This window comes from Rouxiella sp. S1S-2, assembly GCF_009208105.1.
Taxonomy (GTDB): Bacteria; Pseudomonadota; Gammaproteobacteria; order Enterobacterales; family Enterobacteriaceae; genus Rouxiella.
The window spans coordinates 1,392,562-1,414,093 of record NZ_WFKL01000001.1; the positions used below are offsets into that span (position 1 = coordinate 1,392,562).

The 21,532-nt window shown below is 51.0% G+C and carries 18 protein-coding genes; 13 read left to right on the plus strand and 5 right to left on the minus strand.

The genetic code is table 11. The features are described 5' to 3' along the window. Positions 1 to 151: 151 nt before the first annotated feature. The 5 genes from mrdA to glnB all read left to right on the plus strand — a co-directional run bounded on the left by mrdA (position 152) and on the right by glnB (position 6,721). The gene (gene mrdA, locus GA565_RS06480) at positions 152 to 2,098 is read left to right on the plus strand and encodes a penicillin-binding protein 2 (RefSeq protein WP_152197805.1); all 1,947 of its coding nucleotides are present in this window, start codon (positions 152 to 154) and stop codon (positions 2,096 to 2,098) included. Between the two features lie 558 nt (positions 2,099 to 2,656). After that, positions 2,657 to 4,093: a sensor histidine kinase KdpD gene (locus GA565_RS06485; RefSeq protein ID WP_152201341.1), complete on the plus strand. Its 1,437-nt coding sequence runs from the start codon at positions 2,657 to 2,659 to the stop codon at positions 4,091 to 4,093. A gap of 17 nt (positions 4,094 to 4,110) precedes the next feature. Further along, positions 4,111 to 4,893 (plus strand): two-component system QseEF-associated lipoprotein QseG, encoded by a 783-nt coding sequence (gene qseG / locus GA565_RS06490; protein ID WP_152197806.1) that lies wholly within the window; start codon positions 4,111 to 4,113, stop codon positions 4,891 to 4,893. Beyond that, complete coding sequence (glrR, locus tag GA565_RS06495) at positions 4,890 to 6,230, plus strand: two-component system response regulator GlrR (protein ID WP_152197807.1); 1,341 nt, start codon at positions 4,890 to 4,892, stop codon at positions 6,228 to 6,230. The genes qseG and glrR overlap by 4 nt, the downstream gene beginning before the upstream one ends. Before the next feature lie 152 nt (positions 6,231 to 6,382). Continuing rightward, complete coding sequence (glnB, locus tag GA565_RS06500; protein WP_009638933.1) at positions 6,383 to 6,721, plus strand: nitrogen regulatory protein P-II; 339 nt, start codon at positions 6,383 to 6,385, stop codon at positions 6,719 to 6,721. A 97-nt stretch (positions 6,722 to 6,818) separates the two neighbouring features. On the opposite strand, the gene hmpA is transcribed toward glnB, so the two are convergent. Continuing rightward, positions 6,819 to 8,024 carry an NO-inducible flavohemoprotein gene (gene hmpA / locus GA565_RS06505; protein WP_152197808.1) on the minus strand — a complete coding sequence of 402 codons (1,206 nt, stop codon included), beginning with the start codon at positions 8,022 to 8,024 and terminating at the stop codon, positions 6,819 to 6,821. Positions 8,025 to 8,370: 346 nt separating this feature from the next. On the opposite strand from hmpA, the gene glyA reads away from it, so the two are divergent. Next, the gene (gene glyA / locus GA565_RS06510) at positions 8,371 to 9,624 is read left to right on the plus strand and encodes a serine hydroxymethyltransferase (protein WP_152197809.1); all 1,254 of its coding nucleotides are present in this window, start codon (positions 8,371 to 8,373) and stop codon (positions 9,622 to 9,624) included. Positions 9,625 to 9,697: 73 nt separating this feature from the next. On the opposite strand, the gene GA565_RS06515 is transcribed toward glyA, so the two are convergent. Together GA565_RS06515 and csiE are read right to left on the minus strand one after the other, a co-directional pair. Further along, complete coding sequence (locus GA565_RS06515) at positions 9,698 to 10,843, minus strand: hypothetical protein (protein WP_152197810.1); 1,146 nt, start codon at positions 10,841 to 10,843, stop codon at positions 9,698 to 9,700. A gap of 89 nt (positions 10,844 to 10,932) precedes the next feature. Then, positions 10,933 to 12,213 carry a stationary phase inducible protein CsiE gene (csiE, locus tag GA565_RS06520; RefSeq protein ID WP_152197811.1) on the minus strand — a complete coding sequence of 427 codons (1,281 nt, stop codon included), beginning with the start codon at positions 12,211 to 12,213 and terminating at the stop codon, positions 10,933 to 10,935. 222 nt (positions 12,214 to 12,435) lie between these two features. Here csiE and GA565_RS06525 point away from each other — a divergent pair, with 222 nt between their 5' ends. Both GA565_RS06525 and GA565_RS06530 read left to right on the plus strand, forming a co-directional pair. Continuing rightward, positions 12,436 to 13,092, plus strand: coding sequence for a DUF1007 family protein (locus GA565_RS06525; protein WP_055781450.1), 657 nt, complete (start codon positions 12,436 to 12,438; stop codon positions 13,090 to 13,092). Further along, positions 13,083 to 14,132, plus strand: coding sequence for a nickel/cobalt transporter (locus tag GA565_RS06530; protein ID WP_152197812.1), 1,050 nt, complete (start codon positions 13,083 to 13,085; stop codon positions 14,130 to 14,132). Before GA565_RS06525 ends, GA565_RS06530 begins: the two co-directional genes overlap by 10 nt. A gap of 56 nt (positions 14,133 to 14,188) precedes the next feature. Here the strand turns inward: GA565_RS06530 and suhB are convergent, their stop codons facing one another. Continuing rightward, complete coding sequence (gene suhB / locus GA565_RS06535) at positions 14,189 to 14,992, minus strand: inositol-1-monophosphatase (protein ID WP_055781466.1); 804 nt, start codon at positions 14,990 to 14,992, stop codon at positions 14,189 to 14,191. A 172-nt stretch (positions 14,993 to 15,164) separates the two neighbouring features. Here suhB and trmJ point away from each other — a divergent pair, with 172 nt between their 5' ends. From trmJ to sseB, 5 genes are all read left to right on the plus strand, one after another. Then, positions 15,165 to 15,902, plus strand: coding sequence for a tRNA (cytosine(32)/uridine(32)-2'-O)-methyltransferase TrmJ (trmJ, locus tag GA565_RS06540; RefSeq protein ID WP_152197813.1), 738 nt, complete (start codon positions 15,165 to 15,167; stop codon positions 15,900 to 15,902). Between the two features lie 203 nt (positions 15,903 to 16,105). Then, positions 16,106 to 16,600, plus strand: a complete 495-nt coding sequence (gene iscR / locus GA565_RS06545) for a Fe-S cluster assembly transcriptional regulator IscR (protein ID WP_055781471.1) — start codon at positions 16,106 to 16,108, stop codon at positions 16,598 to 16,600. Positions 16,601 to 16,865: 265 nt separating this feature from the next. Further along, complete coding sequence (locus GA565_RS06550) at positions 16,866 to 18,032, plus strand: IscS subfamily cysteine desulfurase (RefSeq protein ID WP_152197814.1); 1,167 nt, start codon at positions 16,866 to 16,868, stop codon at positions 18,030 to 18,032. A 31-nt stretch (positions 18,033 to 18,063) separates the two neighbouring features. Beyond that, positions 18,064 to 19,371, plus strand: coding sequence for an aminopeptidase PepB (pepB, locus tag GA565_RS06555; RefSeq protein WP_152197815.1), 1,308 nt, complete (start codon positions 18,064 to 18,066; stop codon positions 19,369 to 19,371). 2 nt (positions 19,372 to 19,373) lie between these two features. Further along, on the plus strand, positions 19,374 to 20,222 hold the full coding sequence (gene sseB, locus GA565_RS06560) for an enhanced serine sensitivity protein SseB (RefSeq protein WP_152197816.1): 849 nt from the start codon (positions 19,374 to 19,376) through the stop codon (positions 20,220 to 20,222). A gap of 101 nt (positions 20,223 to 20,323) precedes the next feature. Here the strand turns inward: sseB and GA565_RS06565 are convergent, their stop codons facing one another. Then, on the minus strand, positions 20,324 to 21,484 hold the full coding sequence (locus GA565_RS06565) for a DSD1 family PLP-dependent enzyme (protein ID WP_152197817.1): 1,161 nt from the start codon (positions 21,482 to 21,484) through the stop codon (positions 20,324 to 20,326). Positions 21,485 to 21,532: the final 48 nt, after the last annotated feature.

A 21,532-nucleotide genomic window follows, 5' to 3' on the forward strand; every position in this document is an offset into this window, starting at 1 on the left:
TAACTATTCATAAATAGAAACATTACTCTTGCGTGATTAGCACAGTTCTTATGGTCGTGCTGGCTGATAAGCGTTATCCTTTTGCCCTTTCCGAACACCCCGCATTTTTCGCATTTGACCGACGTTTGACAAGAAAGGTAATCCCCCGGTAATGGCCCTACTTAACGATGAAATCCGAGACCATACGGCTGAGTCACTGCTGTTTATACGCCGTGCCGTTATCGCCTTTGTTATTGTCGTGCTGCTGTTTGGGGTACTCATCTTCAATCTTTACCACCTTCAGGTAGGGATGCACTCCTTCTATCAGACGCGTTCGAATCAGAACGACATCAAAATGTTGCCGATCGCCCCAAGCCGTGGGCTGATTATGGACCGCAATGGCGTGATCCTGGCTGATAACATTACGCTTTATCAGATTCAGGTGATCCCCGGGAAAGTGCCGGATCTACAGGCCACCCTGAAGGCGCTGACGCCGATTGTCGATCTCACCCAAGACGATCTCGACAATTTTAAAGACTCGATGTATCACGGCCGTAAATTCGCGGAAATTCCACTGAAGCTTGCGCTGACTGATGAAGAAGTCGCGCGTTTTTCCGTTAACCAGTTTGACTTCCCCGGCGTGTCTATCAGCAGCTATCAGCAGCGCCGCTACCCTTACGGTGCAGAACTGGCGCACGTGGTGGGCTATGTGTCGAAAATTAACGACCGCGATGACAAGCAACTCTCGGCAGACGGTCTGGCAGAAAACTATGCCGCCGACCACGATATCGGCAAGCAGGGTATCGAAAAGTACTACGAAAAAGAGCTGCACGGGCAAACCGGTTATCAGGAAGTTGAGGTGGATAACCACGGCCACGTGGTACGCCTTTTAACCGAGACGCCGCCACAGGCTGGTCAAAACATTAAGCTGACGCTGGACCTTGGGCTGCAGCAGTACATTGAGCAACTGCTTAAAGGCCAGCGTGCCGCCGTGGTGGTGGTTGACCCGCGCGACGGTGCAGTGCGCGCGATGGTCTCCAGCCCAAGCTATGATCCGAACCCGTTTGTTAACGGCATTTCTGGTAAGGCCTACAGCGCACTGCTAAAAAACCCTGATCTGCCGTTAATCAACCGCGTGACGCAGGGGCTTTATCCGCCTGCATCGACCATCAAACCTTATATGTCGATTTCAGCGCTGTTTGCCGGGGTTATTACGCCGCAAACCACCTTCTTTGGCGCGCCGACCTGGACGCTGCCAGGCACCGATCGCCACTATCGCGACTGGATGAAGACCGGCCACGGCTACCTGAACGTCACCAAGGCGATTGAGGAGTCGGCGGATACCTTCTTCTATCAGGTTGCCTATGAAATGGGTATTGACCGCATTCATGAATGGCTGAGCAAATTTGGCTACGGTAAATCGTCGGGTATCGACCTTGATGAACAGTATTCCGGCAACCTGCCAAGCCGCGAATGGAAAATGAAGGTTCACAAAAAAGAGTGGTATCAGGGCGACACGGTGTCGGTAGGGATAGGCCAGGGTTACTGGATTGCAACGCCGATTCAGATGGTCAAGGCGCTGACTATTCTTATCAATAACGGCAAGATTTTGACCCCGCACCTGATGGAATCAATGCAGCTTGGCAAAGTGATTACGCCGTACAAAATGCCGCCAACGTCGCAGATTGCTGACCCGAAATCACCGTACTGGACCATTGTTAAAAATGCCATGTTCGGCATGGCCAATGCGCCAAACGGCACCGGTTACAAGCTGTTCCATACCGCACCCTACAAAATTGCGGCAAAATCGGGAACTTCACAGGTGTTTAGCCTGCGTGAAAACCAGAACTATAATGCCAAAATGACGCCAGTCCGCCTGCGCGACCATATTTTCTATACCGCCTTTGCGCCGTTTGATCACCCAACCGTTGCCGTGGCGCTGATTCTGGAAAACGGCGGTGGCGATGGGGTGGTCGCAGGCCCGACGATGCGCGCGATCCTCGACCACATCTTTGTGAAAGATGATGCTACAGACTGTGTGGATGAAAAGAACAAGAGCAGCCCAGCCTGCCAGCTAACGGAACTTAAACCTGGCACGCAAGGCTACGACGAACACTAATACTGTCTGGGATTGGCGACAGCGAAGGAATTGAGTGTCTCCAAAAGGTGACGCCTAACTCACTGATTAGTATAGGTTCACATTTTTTGCTGTTTATTTGTCGCTTTTTAGAGACTAAATGCCGGATTTTTAAGCATAAATAATTCGCTTAAAATTTATTTTTAAATTTAATTTAATTTTTTATCCAATGAATAACAGTAGGTTAGAATTTAGCTTTAATTGTTGGCATGATTCCTGCTATAATATTCTTGGTTGCTCATTCACTCAGTTATAAATGCTTTTGCGGTTTCACCGCAATTTACGCTCATAACCACTCGAATGACGCCGTAGAAAAGGTGCCTATCGTTCACTACACCGATATCGTTGCTTCGGCAATCTTATCAAACATCGAACGACACGTTGAGTGAGGCACCACCTCTTCTGCCCTGTAGACCGGCTTTCAGCATGTTTGCAGGGCAACCCCCAAGTTTGCATCACAGCCCCTCTACGCCACATATCGCTACGCTGTTTCTTTATTCATCCGGCTCGGTTAGCATCAGCGAATGTATTGAGCGCGAGATGATTTCATTGAAAAAGTGGCGTTTATTCCCAGGTTCGCTTAGGCAATTGGTTTTAATGGCCTTTCTATTGGTTCTGCTGCCGTTGTTGATTTTGGCGTATCAGGCTTACGAGAGTCTCAATCATCTCAGCAGGCAAGCGGCCGAAATTAACCGCACCACCATTGTCGATGCCAGACGAAGCGAGTCGATGACCAGCATTGCGCTGGAAATGGAGCGCAGCTATCGGCAATATTGCGTGCTTGATGACGACACGCTTTCTACGCTTTATCAGAGCCAGCGACGTCAATATTCGCAAATGCTCGACGCACACGCCTCAATTCTTCCCGACGTTCGCTATTATCAAAATCTGCGCGACCTGCTGACGCAGCTCTCCTCTTTTAAATGTCAAAATAACAGTCCCGAGCCTGAAGCTTCGCGCCAGCTTGAGGAGTTTTCTCGCTCTAACGCCGAGATGGTGCAGGCCACCCGCGAAGTGATTTATTCGCGCGGACAGCAGTTGCAGCACGCCATCGCCGACCGCGGCAAGTTCTTTGGCTGGCAGGCGCTAGTACTTTTCTTGCTCAGTGGCATGCTGGTTGTGCTGTTTACCCGCATGATTATCGGGCCGGTTAAAGGCGTAGAGCGCATGATAAACCTACTGGGGGAAGGGCGAGCGCCGGGCAGCGCCTCTAAATTTCGCGGGCCGCGAGAGATTCGCGCTTTAGCAAAACGGATCAACTGGCTGAGTGACAGGCTTGCCTGGTTTGAGTCCCAGCGGCACGAGTTTTTACGCCATATTTCCCACGAGCTGAAAACCCCGTTGGCCAGCATGCGTGAAGGCACCGAACTGCTGCGTGATGAGGTGGCCGGCCCCTTGACTGACGATCAGCGAGAAGTGGTCACTATCCTTAACACCAGCAGCCGGCATCTGCAGACCTTGATTGAACAATTGCTCGACTACAACCGTCGACTGGCCGACGTAGCCGCTGACAAAGAGCAGGTCAATCTGCCTGAAATTCTTAATAACATCGCTGCCGCACATAGTCTGACGGCGCGTACCAAGATGATCCATACTGAGATAAACACCGAGGCGCAACATTGCTGGGCCGAATCTGTTCTATTAGTGCGGGTGCTGGATAATCTGTACTCCAATGCGGTGCACTACGGGGCTGAATCCGGTAACATTTGGCTCCATAGCTGGCAGGACGGCTCACGCACGATTATTGATGTTGCGAATTCAGGCACGCCAATTCCCACGGCAGAACGGGCGCTGATTTTTGAACCCTTCTTTCAGGGGAGCCAACTGCGTAAAGGCGCGGTCAAGGGCAGCGGATTGGGGCTGAGTATCGCCAACGATTGCATCAAGCGTATGCAGGGTGAACTAAAACTGGTCGATGTCGACTACGCCGATGTCTGTTTCCGCATCGAATTGCCTTCAGGCGGCGGAAAACTTTAGCTGAGTATAATCAAACCATGCAGACAAGATTTTTCTCTTTTTTGAGCCGTTTTGGCTTTTACGTACCCAGGATTATCGCGCCGATCGTGCTGACACCGATCCTGCTTACCGGCTGCGCGCGTGATAAAGGCGAGGGATTTTATCAGCCGGTCGATGACGTCATTCCCGGCAGTAAAGTGATCGACTTTCGCATTGCGCCGTGCGAAACCCTTTGGTCGCTCGACGACAGTGCCACGTTGACCAACGCGCTGTACTGGCTGCGAGCGATGGACTGCTCCGAGCGCATGAGCAACGCACAGGCGAGTTATCAGGCCGCGCTCATTCCTGCGTCAGGATGGGCTAATATCTTTAAACAAAGTATTTTAGCCGCCGGGGCAGACCCTGATTTATCGCAGCGCAGAACGCTGCTTAACAATATGAATGACTATCGCGGGCAAATGCCGGGGGATATTCGTCCGCTGGTGCAGCTGTGGCGAGAACGTCAGTCGTTGCAAATCGCCTTTGAAGATGAAAAAGCGCGTAATTCGCGTCAGCAGACTGCTAATGAAGCCAAAATAGGCGAAATGTCCCTGCAGCAAAAAGAGTTGCAGGACAGTCTGGCTGATACGCGTCGCAAGCTTGAAAATTTGACCGATATCGAGCGACAGCTCTCTTCGCGCAAGCAACTACAGGGTGAAATACCTGACGGCGACGCGACGCCAGCGTCAACCGGCCGAAGCAGTACCGGTAGCAACGTTCAGGCTAAAGACACCTACGTACCGCCCAAAGGCCTACAGTTAAAATCGACGGGAGACAAATGACCGCACGGAGAAATGCCAGCTTGCTGCTGGTAGATGACGATCCCAGCCTGTTGAAATTGCTCGGGATGCGCCTTTCAAGCGAAGGTTTTCAGGTCACTACGGCGGGCAGCGGTGAAGAGGCGTTAAAGCTGCTGCGCCGCGAGCGTGTCGATTTGGTGCTCAGCGACCTGCGGATGGACGAAATGGACGGCATGGCGCTGTTCGCCGAGATTCAGAAGCATCAGCCCGGTATGCCGGTGATTATTCTAACCGCTCACGGTTCTATTCCCGATGCTGTGGCCGCCACTCAGCAGGGCGTGTTCGGCTTTTTGACCAAGCCGGTTGACCGCGATGCCCTGTACAAAGCGATTGACGAAGCGCTGGCGCAGTCTGCCCCCGCCGGTGATGAAAGCTGGCGCGAGCAGATTGTCACGCGTAGCCCCGTTATGCTGCGTCTGTTAGAGCAGGCCAAAATGGTGGCGCAGTCCGACGTTAGCCTGCTGATTAATGGCCAAAGCGGCACAGGTAAAGAGGTGCTGGCGCAGGCAATTCACCGCACCAGCCCGCGGGGTAAAAAGGCTTTTATTGCCATAAACTGCGGTGCATTACCCGAGCAACTGCTGGAGTCCGAACTGTTTGGCCACGCGAAAGGCGCGTTTACTGGCGCGGTGAGCAGTCGCGAAGGCCTGTTTCAGGCGGCCGATGGCGGCACGCTGTTTCTTGATGAAATAGGCGACATGCCGCTCTCTCTGCAGGTTAAGCTGCTGCGCGTATTGCAGGAGCGCAAGGTGCGGCCGTTGGGCAGTAACCACGACCTCGACGTGAATGTGCGCATTATTTCCGCCACCCACCGCGATTTGCCGAAAGCGATGGAGAAGGGTGAGTTTCGTGAGGATCTGTTCTATCGACTGAACGTGGTTAACCTCAAGCTACCGGCGCTTAACGAACGTGCGGAAGATATTCCGCTTTTGGCCAATCATCTGCTGCGCGCAGCGGCGCAGCGGCATAAGCCGTTTGTCAGGAGTTTTTCAACTGATGCCATGAAGCGGCTGATGGCCGCGAGCTGGCCGGGCAACGTGCGCCAGTTGGTTAACGTAATAGAGCAGTGCGTGGCGTTGACCTCAGCACCGGTTATCAGCGAGGCGCTGGTTGAACAGGCGCTTGAAGGCGAAAACACGGCGCTGCCGACCTTCGTCGAAGCTCGTAATACCTTCGAGCTGCACTATTTACGTAAGCTTTTACAAATTACACGCGGCAATGTGACACAGGCGGCGAGAATAGCCGGGCGCAACCGAACCGAGTTCTATAAGCTGCTTTCAAGACATGAACTCGAAGCCAACGACTTTAAAGAGTCTTAAAAATTGATTGCCGTTATTTCGCTGCGTTTTAAGCATGACGGGGATATGATACTTTATGCGCCTGCCGGTGCCGTTGGCACCCAAAAGCAAAGAATTAAATCTTGCCGCTGCCGATAAAAAGCACCGACATACGAATGATAAAAGGGCCTGCCATGAAAAAAATTGACGCAATTATTAAACCTTTCAAGCTTGATGACGTACGTGAAGCGTTGGCTGAAGTAGGGATTACCGGGATGACGGTGACTGAAGTTAAAGGCTTTGGTCGTCAGAAGGGCCACACTGAACTGTACCGTGGTGCAGAGTATATGGTGGATTTTCTGCCTAAGGTAAAAATCGAAATCGTTGTGGCTGACGATATCGTGGATACCTGCGTAGAAACCATTATGACCACTGCGCAAACTGGCAAAATCGGCGACGGCAAAATCTTCGTCTTTGACGTGGCGCGCGTTGTGCGTATTCGTACCGGTGAAGAGGACGAAGAGGCTATCTAAGCACTCTTTGCGGGCTAGTTGGCATTTTACCGGCCCGCACCTACTTTATCATCTGCCGTTATCGGTTTTGCGTTCCTGCGCAAAGCCTTACCTTTCTTTATATAACCTTATGCGGGCCAAAGCATTCGTAGTGAATGTTGGCTTCTTCAATACCTAGCTCTAGCAGCTGGCGCGCGGCAAACTGCATAAAACCAACCGGTCCACACAGGTAAAACTGCATCCCATCGGCAGCCAGGTCAGTTTTGATAGCGCTTAAATCCAGCAGTCCCTGATATTGATAATCCTCCCCCGGTAAATCGAGCACATTCGGGTGCTGATACCAGACCTGTGTTTGCAGCCGCGGCAGTGTGGCCTTGAGTGCGTTAACTTCGTCGGCAAAGGCGTGCACCTGTTTATTTTCCGCCGCATGTATCCATTGCACTGTAGCCGGATGCTTCTGCGCCGCCAACTGATTGAGCATCGCCAGCATCGGCGTTTGACCTACGCCGCCGGAAATAAGCGCCACCGGCGTTTGTGGCGTGACGTCGAGATAAAATTCACCGTGAGGCGGTGCCAGGTAAAGCGTGTCACCGATCTTTGCCCGCTGGTGCAGATAGTTCGATACCGTGCCCAGCGCTTCGCGTTTCACCGCAATGCGGTATGTTTTGCCATTAGGCGCCTGCGTGAGCGAGTATTGGCGAATTTCCTGATTCTCACGTTTTGCGCTGTTCAACTGCGCCTTGCTTAAGTAAACAGCGAGATATTGCCCGGCTTTAAAATCTGCAATCGGCTGATTATCGACCGGCTCAAGCTCAAAACTGGTAATCAGCGAGCTTTGCTGCTGCTTCTCTTTGATACGAAACGCACGCGTCCCTTGCCATCCACCCACCTGATTTTCGCTGCTTTGATAAATAGCAGATTCACGCTGTATAAACACATTAGCCAGCACGCCGTAGGCTTTACCCCAGGCGTCAAGCACCTCTTGTCCCGGACTCAGCAGCTCGTCAAGGGTTGCCAGCAAATGTTCGCCGACCACCTGATACTGCTCGGGGCGAATATTAAGACTGGTGTGTTTTTGGGCAATCCGTTCAACCGCAGGAAGCAGGGCAGCGAGGTTTTCAATATTGGCGGCATAGGCACAAATGGCATCAAATAGCGCCTGACGCTGGTCCCCGTTGCGCTGATTATTCATGTTAAACGTGTCTTTTAGCTCAGGATTGTGCTCGAACAGGCGATCGTAAAAGTGGGCGGTTAATCGAGGTCCGGTAGCGGAAAGAACTGGAATAGTGGATTTGACGATGGCAATAGTTTGACTGTCTAGCATGGAGAGCTCCTGTGGGACACGGCCCGGTAATTTTGACAACGGCTATAACATGTATTTTAAATGCATGTTATAGCCAGCGGCTCAGTTTGTAAATACCCTTATCTTTTCAAAGGAAAAGCAGATCGTTGCGTGCGGGCTCACAAAGCTGAAAAATTTGCATGCAAGAGTGAAGAAAAGTCGCTTGAGCTGGGAATGTCTATAGCAGATCAAAGCCTTGTGCCACGGGTAGCCAATCGTTTGCTTAAAAACCTGTTACTGAGACTATGCCAACGGGGGCGAAACAGTTTACACTGTGCGCCAGAACCCGTTAGGGGCTTATTAAAGTTTGTTGAGTCAGGAGATGCAGATGTTAAAGCGTGAAATGAACATTGCCGATTATGATGCCGAACTGTGGCATGCAATGGAGCAGGAAGTCGTACGTCAGGAAGAGCATATCGAGCTGATTGCGTCAGAAAACTACACCAGCCCGCGCGTTATGCAGGCTCAGGGTTCTCAACTGACCAACAAATATGCCGAAGGCTATCCTGGCAAGCGTTACTACGGCGGCTGTGAATACGTTGACATCGTTGAGCAATTGGCTATCGACCGTGCAAAAGAGTTGTTCGGTGCTGATTACGCAAACGTTCAACCCCACTCCGGCTCACAGGCTAACTTCGCGGTTTACACTGCTCTGCTGCAACCAGGCGATACCATTTTGGGGATGAACCTGGCGCACGGTGGTCACCTGACTCACGGTTCTCCGGTTAACCTGTCTGGCAAGCTCTACAACGTGGTGCCTTATGGCATCGACGAAACCGGAAAAATCGATTACGAAGATCTGGCGCGTCAGGCTGAGAAATACAAGCCGAAAATGATCATCGGTGGCTTCTCTGCATTCTCCGGCGTGGTTGACTGGGCAAAAATGCGTGAAATCGCAGACAGCATCGACGCATGGTTCTTCGTTGATATGGCTCACGTAGCCGGTCTGATTGCGGCAGGCGTTTACCCTAACCCGGTTCCACATGCTCACATCGTTACCACTACTACGCACAAAACCCTGGCAGGTCCACGCGGTGGCCTGATCCTGGCTAAAGGCGGCGACGAAGACCTGTACAAAAAACTGAACTCTGCGGTGTTCCCAGGTGGTCAGGGCGGTCCATTGATGCACGTGATCGCCGGTAAAGCTGTTGCGCTGAAAGAAGCGATGGAGCCTGAGTTCAAGGCTTACCAGCAGCAGGTTGCCATCAACGCGAAAGCCATGGTTGAAGTGGTGCTTGAGCGCGGTTACAAAGTCGTTTCTGGCGGTACTCATAACCACCTGTTCCTGCTAGACCTGGTTGAGAAAGGCCTGACCGGTAAAGAAGCCGATGCTGCACTGGGTCGCGCAAACATTACTGTTAACAAAAACAGCGTACCTAACGATCCAAAGAGCCCGTTCGTGACCTCTGGCGTGCGTATCGGTACGCCTGCTGTTACTCGTCGCGGCTTCAAAGAAGCAGAAGTGCGTGAACTGGCAGGCTGGATCTGCGACGTTCTTGACAACCTGAACGATGAAGCGACCATCGAACGCGTTAAGCAAAAAGTCCTGGATATCTGCGCACGCTTCCCTGTGTACGCATAATCTCGACTTTGCGGTATAAAAAAACCACGTCCCTGGACGTGGTTTTTTTATACCCACTTTTTTATCTGTTAACTTATTGCTTCGCGATATTTTTTTTAAAATAGTTTAAAAATGGGGACTCATAGCCCTGGCTTTCTTGTTTTATCTCATGCTCCATCTGTTCACTTAGAGCTAAAAACTCTCTATACACAAGTTCAAAATCGGGTCTTGCTTTGCGAAAAGTGTGTTGCATATCTGCAAGCAGATTGCTTATTTTTACCGAAAATTCGTCCTTTATATCGTTGATATCAATGGTCAAGATTTCAGCTAGCGTTATTGATAAAGAATAAATAATCGCTTTATCAAGTTTCGGATATGAGCTAAATATCTCTGGAGCAAAGCGATATGTCAAATATTCATTCTTGATAAAATCAGCACCGTATTTTATATCATGAGTAATTTCCGTTGATCTACCAAAAGGGTTATATTTATCTAGCATGCAATTTAAAATATAACCTTTCAATGAGAACCTGATTTCTCCAGATTTGTGGTTTTGTTCCAAATGATTTTCGTTGAAAAATTTAAATGTTTCGAAAGGTTCTCGGTATAGATGTCCTTCATCTGTTGATTTTTTTAGAAAACTCACCAAGCCTTTAGCCATAGCCCACCTCTCTTTTAACGATTGACCCGAAGTCAACTTAACAGGAGTAAACTCACCGGTGATTGATTGAATCTCAATAAGGTCGGGTGAGAAAGCTTTTCTTTTTGCCGTATCAAAGGTCGCTGTTTGATCGGGTGTATAACGCGTGGTTTGCGCGATAGATTCTGAGTCTGAACTTTCATAGTCAATCTCATAACTTTCATTCAAACCGCATGCGGATGCATAGTTCGCCGCTTTCTGATTAATAAATTTTTTATGTTCCTCCGAAATTATCATGGGCAGCGCCAGTATTTCATTTTTCATTATTTGTTGGGAAATTTTAAATTTTCCAATTAATCCGCAGAGCGTTCTTTTGATAACGCATTCGAGAGGGGGTTTTTGATAATTTGAATTTGATAATTGATCAGCCTTTGTCGGAACATACTGACTATGCGGTTGTTGATGGCTATTGCTAATATGATGGGCAGCAAGACGTGACGACGACGGTTCTGGATGCAAAGAACTATCCGTCTCCCTCAGCCTCGCCGAAATGGTATTGATATTTTTATGTGTTGTGTTCTGAATTGCATTATGTGGCATTTTATTCGGCTCTTTCCATGAGTAAAAAATCAGTCTATGGGAAGAGCCGACAGATAAATTGCGCTAGGTCACACAATGCGTGCAACGAATTACTGTGCTTCTAACAATGAGCGAATTCTTTTTCTTTCTTCTTTGGTGAGAGGAAGTTGGGTGTAGATAATTAGCGGATCGGCATCGATAGTTTGGGTCGCGTACGGGGTGACTATCATCGAAACGCCGCTCGGCGCGCCCTGCTGGTGAAATTCGTTCAACGTTTGATATTTTATGTTTAGCGGCATCAGCGTCGCTTCGCGAATCTGCTGCTCTACCGCCTGCTCCAAAGCAGGATTCGAGTGCGTCAGCAGTAAAATTTGTTTCTCCTGCAACGCATTGCCCTGCATGAGCCAGGCACCAAAAATCACCGCCACCAGCCCCACTTCTTCGGATGAAAAGTTAATGCTATAGGCGGTTTTGAATCCCTGCAGCGCATCGTGCGTGGTGCGCATCAGGCGGGGATACATGCGGTTAACTTCATCTTGCAGCTGGCTGTCTACCGTAATATCGAAACGGCAGCGCTCAATGGCCGGGCCAAGATGGGCGAAAAGCTGGCTTATCAATCCCTCATAGCTGCTGAAGGTCATGCCGGATACGTCCTGAAAATTGGCCACCAGCTCTTCAACCTGACGCATCAGCTTTAAATCCTCCACTGAGCCTGAGCTGTCGTAGCTGTGATTTTTTATTAACGTCAGCAGAAGGGCAAAAAAGTCCCGTTCACACTCGGCGATGCTGGCTTCACTCAGCGTTTGCAGCTTGTCGAAGATGAGCGTTGCGGCGGCATATTCAGGTTTATCGTGCAGCCATTGCCGCTGTACATCGGTGAAAGCTAACTCAGTAGGCACAATGTTTTGCCACAGACAGAGTTGAAAGTAGAGCTGCAAAAATTGCTCGTCGCGTGCACTGAACTCGCGATTGAGCAATTGCGACAGGCGCGCGATCAGACGTGGAAACTGCTGCTGATAATGAAGGTAGTCAACATCGGGTTTTTGGCTGAGCTTTTGTGCTAACAGTGGGGCGAAATATTGGTGAATAAACTCAGGACTGCTTCTGATTGCCCGTCGCAGTCCGTTGATCAAACAGATCCTTTTATCCAGAAGGCTGCCACCAAGATGACAGTGCAGTTGATCAGATACGGAAATACTCAGCCGATGCAGGCGCTGAACTTCTTCGCAAAGCTGCACAATATCTTTTTGCGTGGTAGGGAGATCTACGCCATTGAGTTGATTCACGTTCTCCAGTTGCACCGCTTCTAACGGCGCATACAACATCAACAAAAGATTGCAGCGTCGTTGTTGAGCGGAGAGCTCAGGCACAGGGGAGGTGTCCAGGCTCATATCACCTTCCGTATTCATTATGTTGAAAATTCTTAGGATAGCATAGCAAATCATAGGTACTTCAATGTGCTGCCGATCGGGGTTTTACACCGGCTTACAACTCAGATCACAGTTATTTAGGGTGATTGGGTTAATAGATTTGTTTTAAGATGTTACTTTATAACAAATATTGTCAATTATTCGCTTTCGGACACACTTTTGGAAAGAATAAAACCGCGCCCGATGACGGCTTATGCCGCTTTTAAGAGAGGCTGCCTGCTGCTGGGTATTGCGCTGCTAGGGGGAATGTCCGCTCCAGCGCTGGCTCACCCACACAGTTTTATCGACATGCAAACGACGTTGGTCACCAAGGGCAGTGCGCTGGTGGGCCTTAAAATGGTCTGGACTATGGACGAGATTACCTCTGCCGATCTGCTTTATGACGCAGGTAAGGCTGCGCCGGGTTCAGAAGTGTGGAAGAAGCTGGCGGCAGAAGTGATGGCGCGGGTCATGGCGCAGCACTATTTCACCGACGTTTATCGCGACGGCAAACCTGTGCGATACATGCGTCTGCCCAGTGAGTATCAGCTTTCACGGAGCGCGAATAAAGCCGTACTGGAATTTGTTATTCCACTGGCAGAACCTGCCGCACTGGCCGGGAAACCGCTGATTATTTCGACCTTCGATCCCAGTTATTTCGTTGATATGACCTATAAAGATGCGCAAGCGCTGCATCTTCCAGCCGATGCGCAGGCCAGCTGTAAGCTTTCTTTATTTACCCCTGCGCCCAATTCGTCGCTGCAGGCCTATGCCTTATCGCTTGATAAAGCCGATGCACCGCCGGAAGACATGGATTTAGGCCAGCAATTTGCTCAAAAGGTGACGCTACAATGTCAGTAAAAGATATCTCGCCGTTATCTCAGTCAGGCACCTCAAATTGGCGAGGCGCCTTGTCCCTCTGGCCTTTGGTCATTTTTTTACTGCTGTTGGCAACGGCCTGCGCGGCTATCTGGCATTACTGGCCGAGAATTTTATTAAGCAGCATTATCTGGCAGCGTGACCTGCATCAGCAGTTGGCCGCTATCTTGCAGCAGGTCAGCACGCATCCTGCGCAGGCCGGTCTCAGCCTCACGCTGTTTAGTCTTATTTATGGCGTGGTTCACGCAGTGGGGCCGGGGCACGGCAAAGTGGTGATTACTACTTATCTCGCCACCCATCCCTCACGATTGAAAACGAGCCTGCGGCTGACTTTTGCCTCCGCCGTAGTACAGGGGCTGGTGGCGATATTGCTGGTTACGCTGGTACTGGGGGTATTTCAGCTTTCATCACGCCAGCTTCATCAAAGCAGTTTTTGGATGGAGAAGGGCAGCTTTATTCTCGTCATGCTGTTGGGCGTTATTCTTTGCTGGCGCGCGATAAAGCAGGGTATTCGGCAGATAAAAAAGTCACGGTCTTCGGGCAAACCTCATTCATACGGCATGAATATCCAGCGTATCAGCCCCATTATCGAAGGCCACCAGCATCATGAAAACTGCGGCTGCGGCCATCAGCACGTTCCCGACGATCGCCAATTGCAAGCGGGTAAAGACTGGCGCACGCAGATTGCCGTCGTGTTGGCTATGGGACTCAGGCCCTGTTCTGGGGCAATTATGGTGCTGCTGTTTTCCAAGGTGATCGGTGTATATGCCTGGGGCGTGCTTTCTGCGTTGGTGATGGCGCTTGGTACTTCACTTACCGTTTCATTGGTGGGTTTTTTGGTGTTTTACAGCCGCGAACTGGCGGTGAGGCTCAGCGTCAATCGAACGCCGTCAATCTGGGCTCAGCTTACCTTTTCACTGCTTTCTTTAACCGGAGGGCTGGTCTTATTGGGGGCAGGTATGATTCTTTATCAAAGCAGCGCTTCTGCTTTTGGCGGAGGAATGGGGCCGTTCGGGCACTAAAGTACAATAAAAAAGGACGCCGAGGCATCCTTTTTTATTTGCAGATCTTTAACTGATTAACGCTTCAGAGCGTCATGCAGTTCATCACGCATGGCAGTCAGAATACCTTTAACTACGCGTGGGTTACCGGCAACAACGTTACCAGAAGAGTAATGATTGTGCCCACCAACGAAGTCAGTAACCACGCCGCCAGATTCACGAACCATCAGTTCGCCACCGGCGAAGTCCCAAGGTTTCAAACCGATTTCAAAGAAACCGTCAACGCGACCGGCGGCAACGTAGGCCAGGTCAAGTGCAGCAGAACCGGTGCGACGGAAGTCTGCACATTGGGTGAACAGTTTGCCCACTACATTGATGTAGCTGGTGGCGTGCTGTTTGACTTTGAAGGGGAAACCGGTCGCCAGAATGGTGCCGTCGAGGTCTTTCGCGTTGGTGCCGCGCAGGCGGTAGCCGTTCAGCTGTGCGCCTTGACCACGGGTAGCGGTGAACAGTTCGTTACGCATTGGGTCATAGACTACGGCAACTTCGGTGCGGCCTTTAATGCGCACAGCGATAGAAACAGCAAAATGAGGGAAACGTTTAACAAAGTTGGTGGTGCCATCCAGTGGGTCGATAATCCATTGTACGTCTTTGTCTTCACCTTCTAACTCACCACATTCTTCGCCGATGATGGTGTGTTTAGGGTATGACTTGCGAATAACGTCGATGATCATGCTCTCTGCATCGCGATCTACGTTAGTGACAAAATCGTTAGTGCCTTTCTGAGTTGCTTCTACAGAGTCTGGCGTTTCGTAATGTTTGGCAATCAGGTTACCGGCCTTGCGCGCAGCGCGCACGGCGATGGTGAGCATCGGATGCATGGATATCTTCCAACTAGGATGTTAAAGAACGGGAAACGGCGCGCAGTATAGCAATAGTTATTGTAAACGCCAATGACTTTGGCAAGTTTCACTCATAGGGTACCCGCTAAATCATGACGTCGCCCTGGTTTGTGATAAACTGTTGCGATTTTCCGCAACGCTCAGAGTTCGTATGCTACACAACATTCGTATTGTCCTGGTTGAAACTTCCCATACCGGGAATATGGGCTCCACCGCCCGCGCTATGAAAACCATGGGGTTATCCAACCTTTATCTGGTCAATCCACTCGTTAAACCTGACTCGCAGGCTATTTCGATGTCAGCGGGTGCCAGCGACGTGATTGGTAATGCCACCATCGTCGACACGCTCGATGAAGCCCTTGCAGGCTGCAGCCTGGTCATTGGTACCAGTGCGCGTTCACGCACTTTGCCTTGGCCAATGCTTGAGCCACGTGAATGCGGCGAGTTGAGTGCTAAAACGTCAGCCTCTTCACCGGTCGCACTGGTGTTTGGTCGTGAACGCGTCGGCTTAACCAATGAAGAGCTACAAAAGTGCAATTATCATGTGTGTATTCCTGCTAACCCAGAATACAGCTCGCTGAATCTGGCGATGGCGGTGCAGCTAATTGCCTATGAAGTGCGCGTTGCCTGGCTGAGCCAGCTTGAAGCCGCCAAGCCGCAGACCGAGCAGGAAGCAACGCCTTATCCGCTGATTGATGACCTCGAACGTTTCTACGTACATCTTGAGCAAGTGCTGCTAAAAGTCGGGTTTATTCGCAAGCAACATCCGGGTCAGGTGATGAGTAGACTGCGTCGTTTATTCACTCGTGCGCATCCTGAAGCGCAAGAACTTAACATCCTTCGCGGTATTCTAAGCTCTGTTGAGAAGAGTGATAACGAAAAAGAATAGGCCTATAAAGTCTGTTATAAAGTTATTTATCAAAGTGTTACATGCCAACTGATTAAAGGGAAAATACCCCTTTAAACTGCGCATGTAATACTTGAGTAAATTACTAGGTTAAATAGTTGACTAAATTAGTCGGGAATGTCAGACTCATTTTCATGTTGTCCCCCCATTGATATTTTTGAATTTCACTGACAGGTAATCATGTTATGAGACTGACATCTAAAGGCCGTTATGCTGTTACTGCAATGCTTGACGTAGCACTGCATTCCCAGGAAGGCCCCGTGCCTTTAGCAGACATCTCTGAACGCCAGGGCATCTCTCTTTCGTATCTGGAGCAGCTGTTCTCTCGTCTGCGCAAACACGAGCTGGTTGCCAGCGTCCGTGGTCCAGGCGGCGGTTATTTGTTAGGTCGTGACGCGGTTGAAATCTCCGTGGGTGCAGTGATTACTGCGGTTGACGAATCTGTTGACGCGACACGTTGTCAGGGTAAAGAAGGTTGCCAGGGCGGTGAACGTTGCCTGACCCACACTCTGTGGCGTGACCTGAGCGAGCGCATTACCGACTTCCTTAACGACATCACCATCGGCGAACTGGTTAATAACCAAGACGTGCTGGAAGTGGCTGACCGTCAGAATAACGACGTGCGCCGCATGCCGAACGGTCGTCCACAAGAAACCATCAATGTGAATCTGCGCGCCTAATACCGTTCAGCGTCATCGCGCCAGCAAGTCTGGCGCAGTAGAAACCGGGTAGAATGAGGGCAACGACTCCGCGTCATTGCAACCTTGTTGCCCGGTTTTTTTATGCATTATTCAGCGGCAGAATAAGGTTGGATAAACATATTCTGCTCTCTATCCCTCGTATGGCATGATTTCCCTTTTAACCTGCAGTAAAGCCGTTTTAAACTAGTCCCAATAATAAATTGTCACGTTCGTCTTAGAACGCGCAGTACGGAGCACTCTTGCCATGAAATTACCGATTTATCTGGATTATTCGGCCACTACGCCGGTTGACCCACGCGTAGCCGAAAAGATGATGCAGTGTTTAACGCTGGACGGTACTTTCGGTAATCCTGCTTCGCGCTCCCACCGTTTTGGCTGGCAGGCGGAAGAGGCGGTTGACGTAGCGCGTAACAATATTGCCGAGCTTATCAACGCCGACTCCCGTGAGGTGATTTTCACCTCAGGCGCGACAGAGTCAGATAATCTGGCCATTAAAGGTGCGGCGCTGGCTAACCAGCACAAAGGCCGCCACATTATTACGCTGACTACCGAGCATAAAGCGGTGCTAGATACCTGCGAGCAGCTGGAAAAAGAAGGCTTTGAGGTCACGTATTTGAACCCTCAACCCGATGGGCTGCTCGATTTACAGCAGTTGGAGCAGGCGTTACGCACAGACACCGTTTTAGTGTCGGTGATGCATGTTAATAATGAGATTGGCGTCATTCAGGACATCGCCGCAATCGGTGAAATGTGCCGCAGCCGCGATATTCTGTTCCACGTTGATGCTACACAGAGCGTGGGCAAAATTCCGGTCGATCTTGCCGAGTTAAAAATCGATCTTATGTCATTTTCAGCGCATAAAATCTATGGTCCGAAAGGCATAGGCGCGTTGTATGTCAGCCGTAAACCGCGCGTGCGCATTGACGCACAGATCCACGGCGGTGGACACGAGCGCGGTATGCGTTCGGGGACGTTGCCCGTTCATCAAATTGTTGGAATGGGCGAGGCGTACCGCATTGCCAAGCTCGAAATGTCGGACGAAGCGCTGCGTTTGTCTCAGCTGCGTGATCGCCTGTGGCAAGGTATTCGTCAGATAAAAGACGTGTTTCTTAACGGATGTGAAGGGCACACTGCGCCCAATATTCTCAACGTCAGCTTCGCCAATGTTGACGGGGAATCGTTAATTATGACCCTAAAAGATCTCGCCGTATCTTCAGGTTCGGCCTGTACTTCGGCCAGCCTGGAACCTTCCTATGTGTTGAAGGCGCTCGGCATCAATGACGAGCTGGCGCACAGTTCTCTACGATTTTCCGTGGGGCGCTTCACGACAGAAGAAGAGATCGACTACAGTATTTCGCTTATCGGTAAATCAATAAGCCGCCTGCGTGAGCTATCTAACGCTAATCATTGAAGATCAACTTAGAAGAATTTGGAGTGTTTTAATGACCACCGAAGCTACGACTACCGATGTAATGCCCGTCCTGCTGTCTTCAAAATCGGCCGACGCGCGTTGGGGTGAAAAAGCCCTGCTGAGCACGGATTCTGCGGGTATTACCGTTCATTTTTCGGCTGAAGATACGTTGTCTTCCATTTCACGCGCCGGGCGCCGCATCGACGGACAGGGCGTGAAGAAGGTTAAACTGGCTGGCGAAGGCTGGAATCTCGAAAACAGCTGGGCATTCTGGCAAGGCTTCCGCGGCCCGAAAGGCACCCGCAGCGTTGAATGGGCGCAACTGTCAGAAGCTGACGCCAAGGTGCTGCAACAGCGTCTGAAGATCATTGACTGGGTTCGCGACACCATTAACAAACCGGCAGAAGACTTGAGCCCTGAAAAACTGGCTCGCAGCGCTGTCGATTTACTGTGTGAGTATGGCGATTCCATCACTTACCGCATTACCAAAGGCGATGAGCTGCGCGAAAAAGAGTACAACGGCCTCTATACCGTGGGTCGCGGCTCCGATCGTCCACCGGTATTGTTGTCGCTCGATTACAACCCAACCGGTAATCCTGATGCACCGGTATTTGCCTGTCTGGTCGGCAAAGGTATTACCTTCGATACTGGCGGTTATAGCCTTAAACCCAGCGGCTCTATGGATTCTATGAAGGCCGATATGGGCGGTGCAGCCACTCTGACCGGTGCTTTGGCATTAGCTGCTGCGGGCGGTTTAAATAAGCGCGTTAAACTTTACCTGTGCTGTGCAGACAATATGGTAAGCGGCAACGCATTGAAACTTGGCGATATCATCCGCTATCGCAATGGTAAAACTGTTGAAGTCATGAACACCGACGCTGAGGGCCGCTTAGTGCTGGCCGACGGCCTGATCGACGCTGCCAAACACCATCCTGAATTGCTGATTGATGCCGCCACGTTGACCGGCGCGGCTAAAACCGCATTGGGCAATGACTACCATGCACTGTTCAGCTTTGACGATGCATTGGCCGCCGAGCTGCTGACCAGCGCTGCCGCCGAGCACGAGCCTTTCTGGCGTTTGCCGCTGGCCGAGTTCCACCGCAGCCAACTGCCTTCCAACTTTGCAGAGTTGAATAATATTGCAGGCCCAGCCTACGGCGCGGGTGCCAGCACGGCCGCTGCGTTCTTGTCTCATTTTGTGAAAGACTACAAAAAAGGCTGGCTGCACATCGACTGCTCTGCTACCTACCGCAAAAGTGCCGCTGACCAATGGTCTGCCGGTGCCACCGGCGTTGGCGTTCGTACCGTGGCTAACCTGCTGTTAGCAAAAGCGAAATAAGCATGAGCGTTCCGCATGATATTCCTGCTGCGCCGCAGCAGGATGAAAATGAGCTTGAGCGTTTGCTGCGTCTTTCAGTGACGCAAGCGGCCTATCGCCCGGCATTTTATCAGGCGTTGCTCGAGTCTACGGTGTGGGTTTTAGGCGATGCCGGCCAGCAAAACGCCGACAATCTGACGGAAATAACCGCCGGTAGCGAACTGAATTTACTGCATTGGGAAAAGCAGGACGGCAGCTCGATTATTCCTTTCTTCTCTTCTGTTGAGGTGCTTGAGCGGGCCGCCGCAGGGGAGAGTGAGCACGAGCAGTCGTTTGTTGCTCTTCCATCGCGCGTTTTGTTTGAGATGACACAGGGTGAGGAGCTGTTTCTCAACCCGAAGTCCGAGTTTGGTAAAGAGCTTTATCCCAGCGAAATCACCATGCTGCTAAATACCGGTGGCCTTGCTGTGCCAACCGAACTGGTGCTCGACGCCGAAAGTCAGCTGCTGATTGGCCAACCGGAGGCGTATCCTTCGGCAATGGTTGACGCCTTGACTACGCTGTTCAGCCAGAAAAAACCGGTTCGCCGCGCATTTTTGGCGCTAATCCACGACAAAACCGTGGATCCTGAGCCAAATCTGCTGGTGGGGATCGAAGCCGACGGCACTGATTCAGAAGTTGATGCCCTGATCCGTGAGGCAGGAAACGTGGCCAGTGAAACGTCGCCCGACGATAAGCCGGTCGATTTCTGCATCGTCAACGAGAAGGAGAGGGGGCTAAGCCATTATTTGGTCAGCCATACTCAGCCTTTTTATCAGCGCAAATGGGGCAGTTGGCTGCGTAATATTATCCCTTCATCCGGGAAAGCCTAGTCGCAGAGGCGTGAGCCGCTTGTTTCTGAATTCGATGTATTAAACTTTCGATGCGTTAAATCAAGGGCCGCTTTTGCGGCCTTTTTTACAGGTTTGACTCGCTACCAGCCGTGAATAATTGGCCACTGTGCTTCAATTTTTTCGCTGCCGTCCCTGACGACGGCAAACTCCGCATGCTGACTTACCGTGGCGCAGGCATGATTGGGCAGTATTCTTACGCGGCTGCCGTAGGGCAAGTCTGGCAGCGTTTGCTGACTTCCCGCTCTTAGTGCCAAGATTCCGTGCTCCTGATTGACATCAATCATTACCAAATCTTCCAGCGGCTCACCCGACATGTCACAGACAATGCCGTAGCGCTGATCGACCGCCTGTGATGCGGTGCCACGGTCACGCGACATCGCCATCCAACCGGCGTCAACCATGATCCAGCCTTTTTGCCGCTGGTGGCCAATCACCGTGGCCACCACCGACAGCGCAATATCTGCTGTGTGGCAGACGCCAGCGCCGGTCATAACCAAGTCAAAAAGGGTAAATACTCCCGCACGAACTTCAGTAACACCGGTCAAGTCCTGACTAAAATGTGCCGTAGGCGTAGATCCCACGCTCACTACCGGGCTGGGCAATCCGGCACCACGCAGGGCTTCGGCGCAGGCTACGGCGGCAGCACGTTCTTTTTCTGCCATTGCCTGATGAGCCTGCATACTTTTGCAGTGATACGACTCACCGGCGTGGGTAATAATGCCGCGCAGCTCAGCGCCTTCATTATGCAAAATTTTACCAATCTCAATCAGTAAGTTATCACCGGGAACCACGCCGCTGCGGTGCCCATCACTGTCGATTTCGATTAAAGCCGGAATTTTTACCCCAAATTGACGTGATGCTTCGACCACGGCACGGGCTTGTTCAAGACTGTCTAAAATGACGCTGATGTCAGTGCCGTCGTTGAGCAGAGCGATAACTCTTGCCAGTTTTTGAGGCGCGATGCCCACGGCGTAAATCAGGTCTTTGCATCCGGCGGCAGAAAAAACTTCAGCCTCCTTCAGCGTTGAAACGGTTGCTGGACCCTTTCCGTTAGTGAGGATCAAACGCGCGGCCTCAACGGATTTAACCGTTTTAAGATGTGGCCGTAGGGGGACGCCCAGCCGGTCAGTGTGCTCACGCAGGCGGGCGACGTTGCGTTCAAGCTTATCGCGGTTTAGCAGGAGAAAAGGCGTTTCCCGCTCGAGAATGCTCGCACCGGAAATTGGGTTTTTATCTTTCATATTAGTAACCTGAAAAGTTGTGTTCATTATCGCGAGTGCAATAAGTTT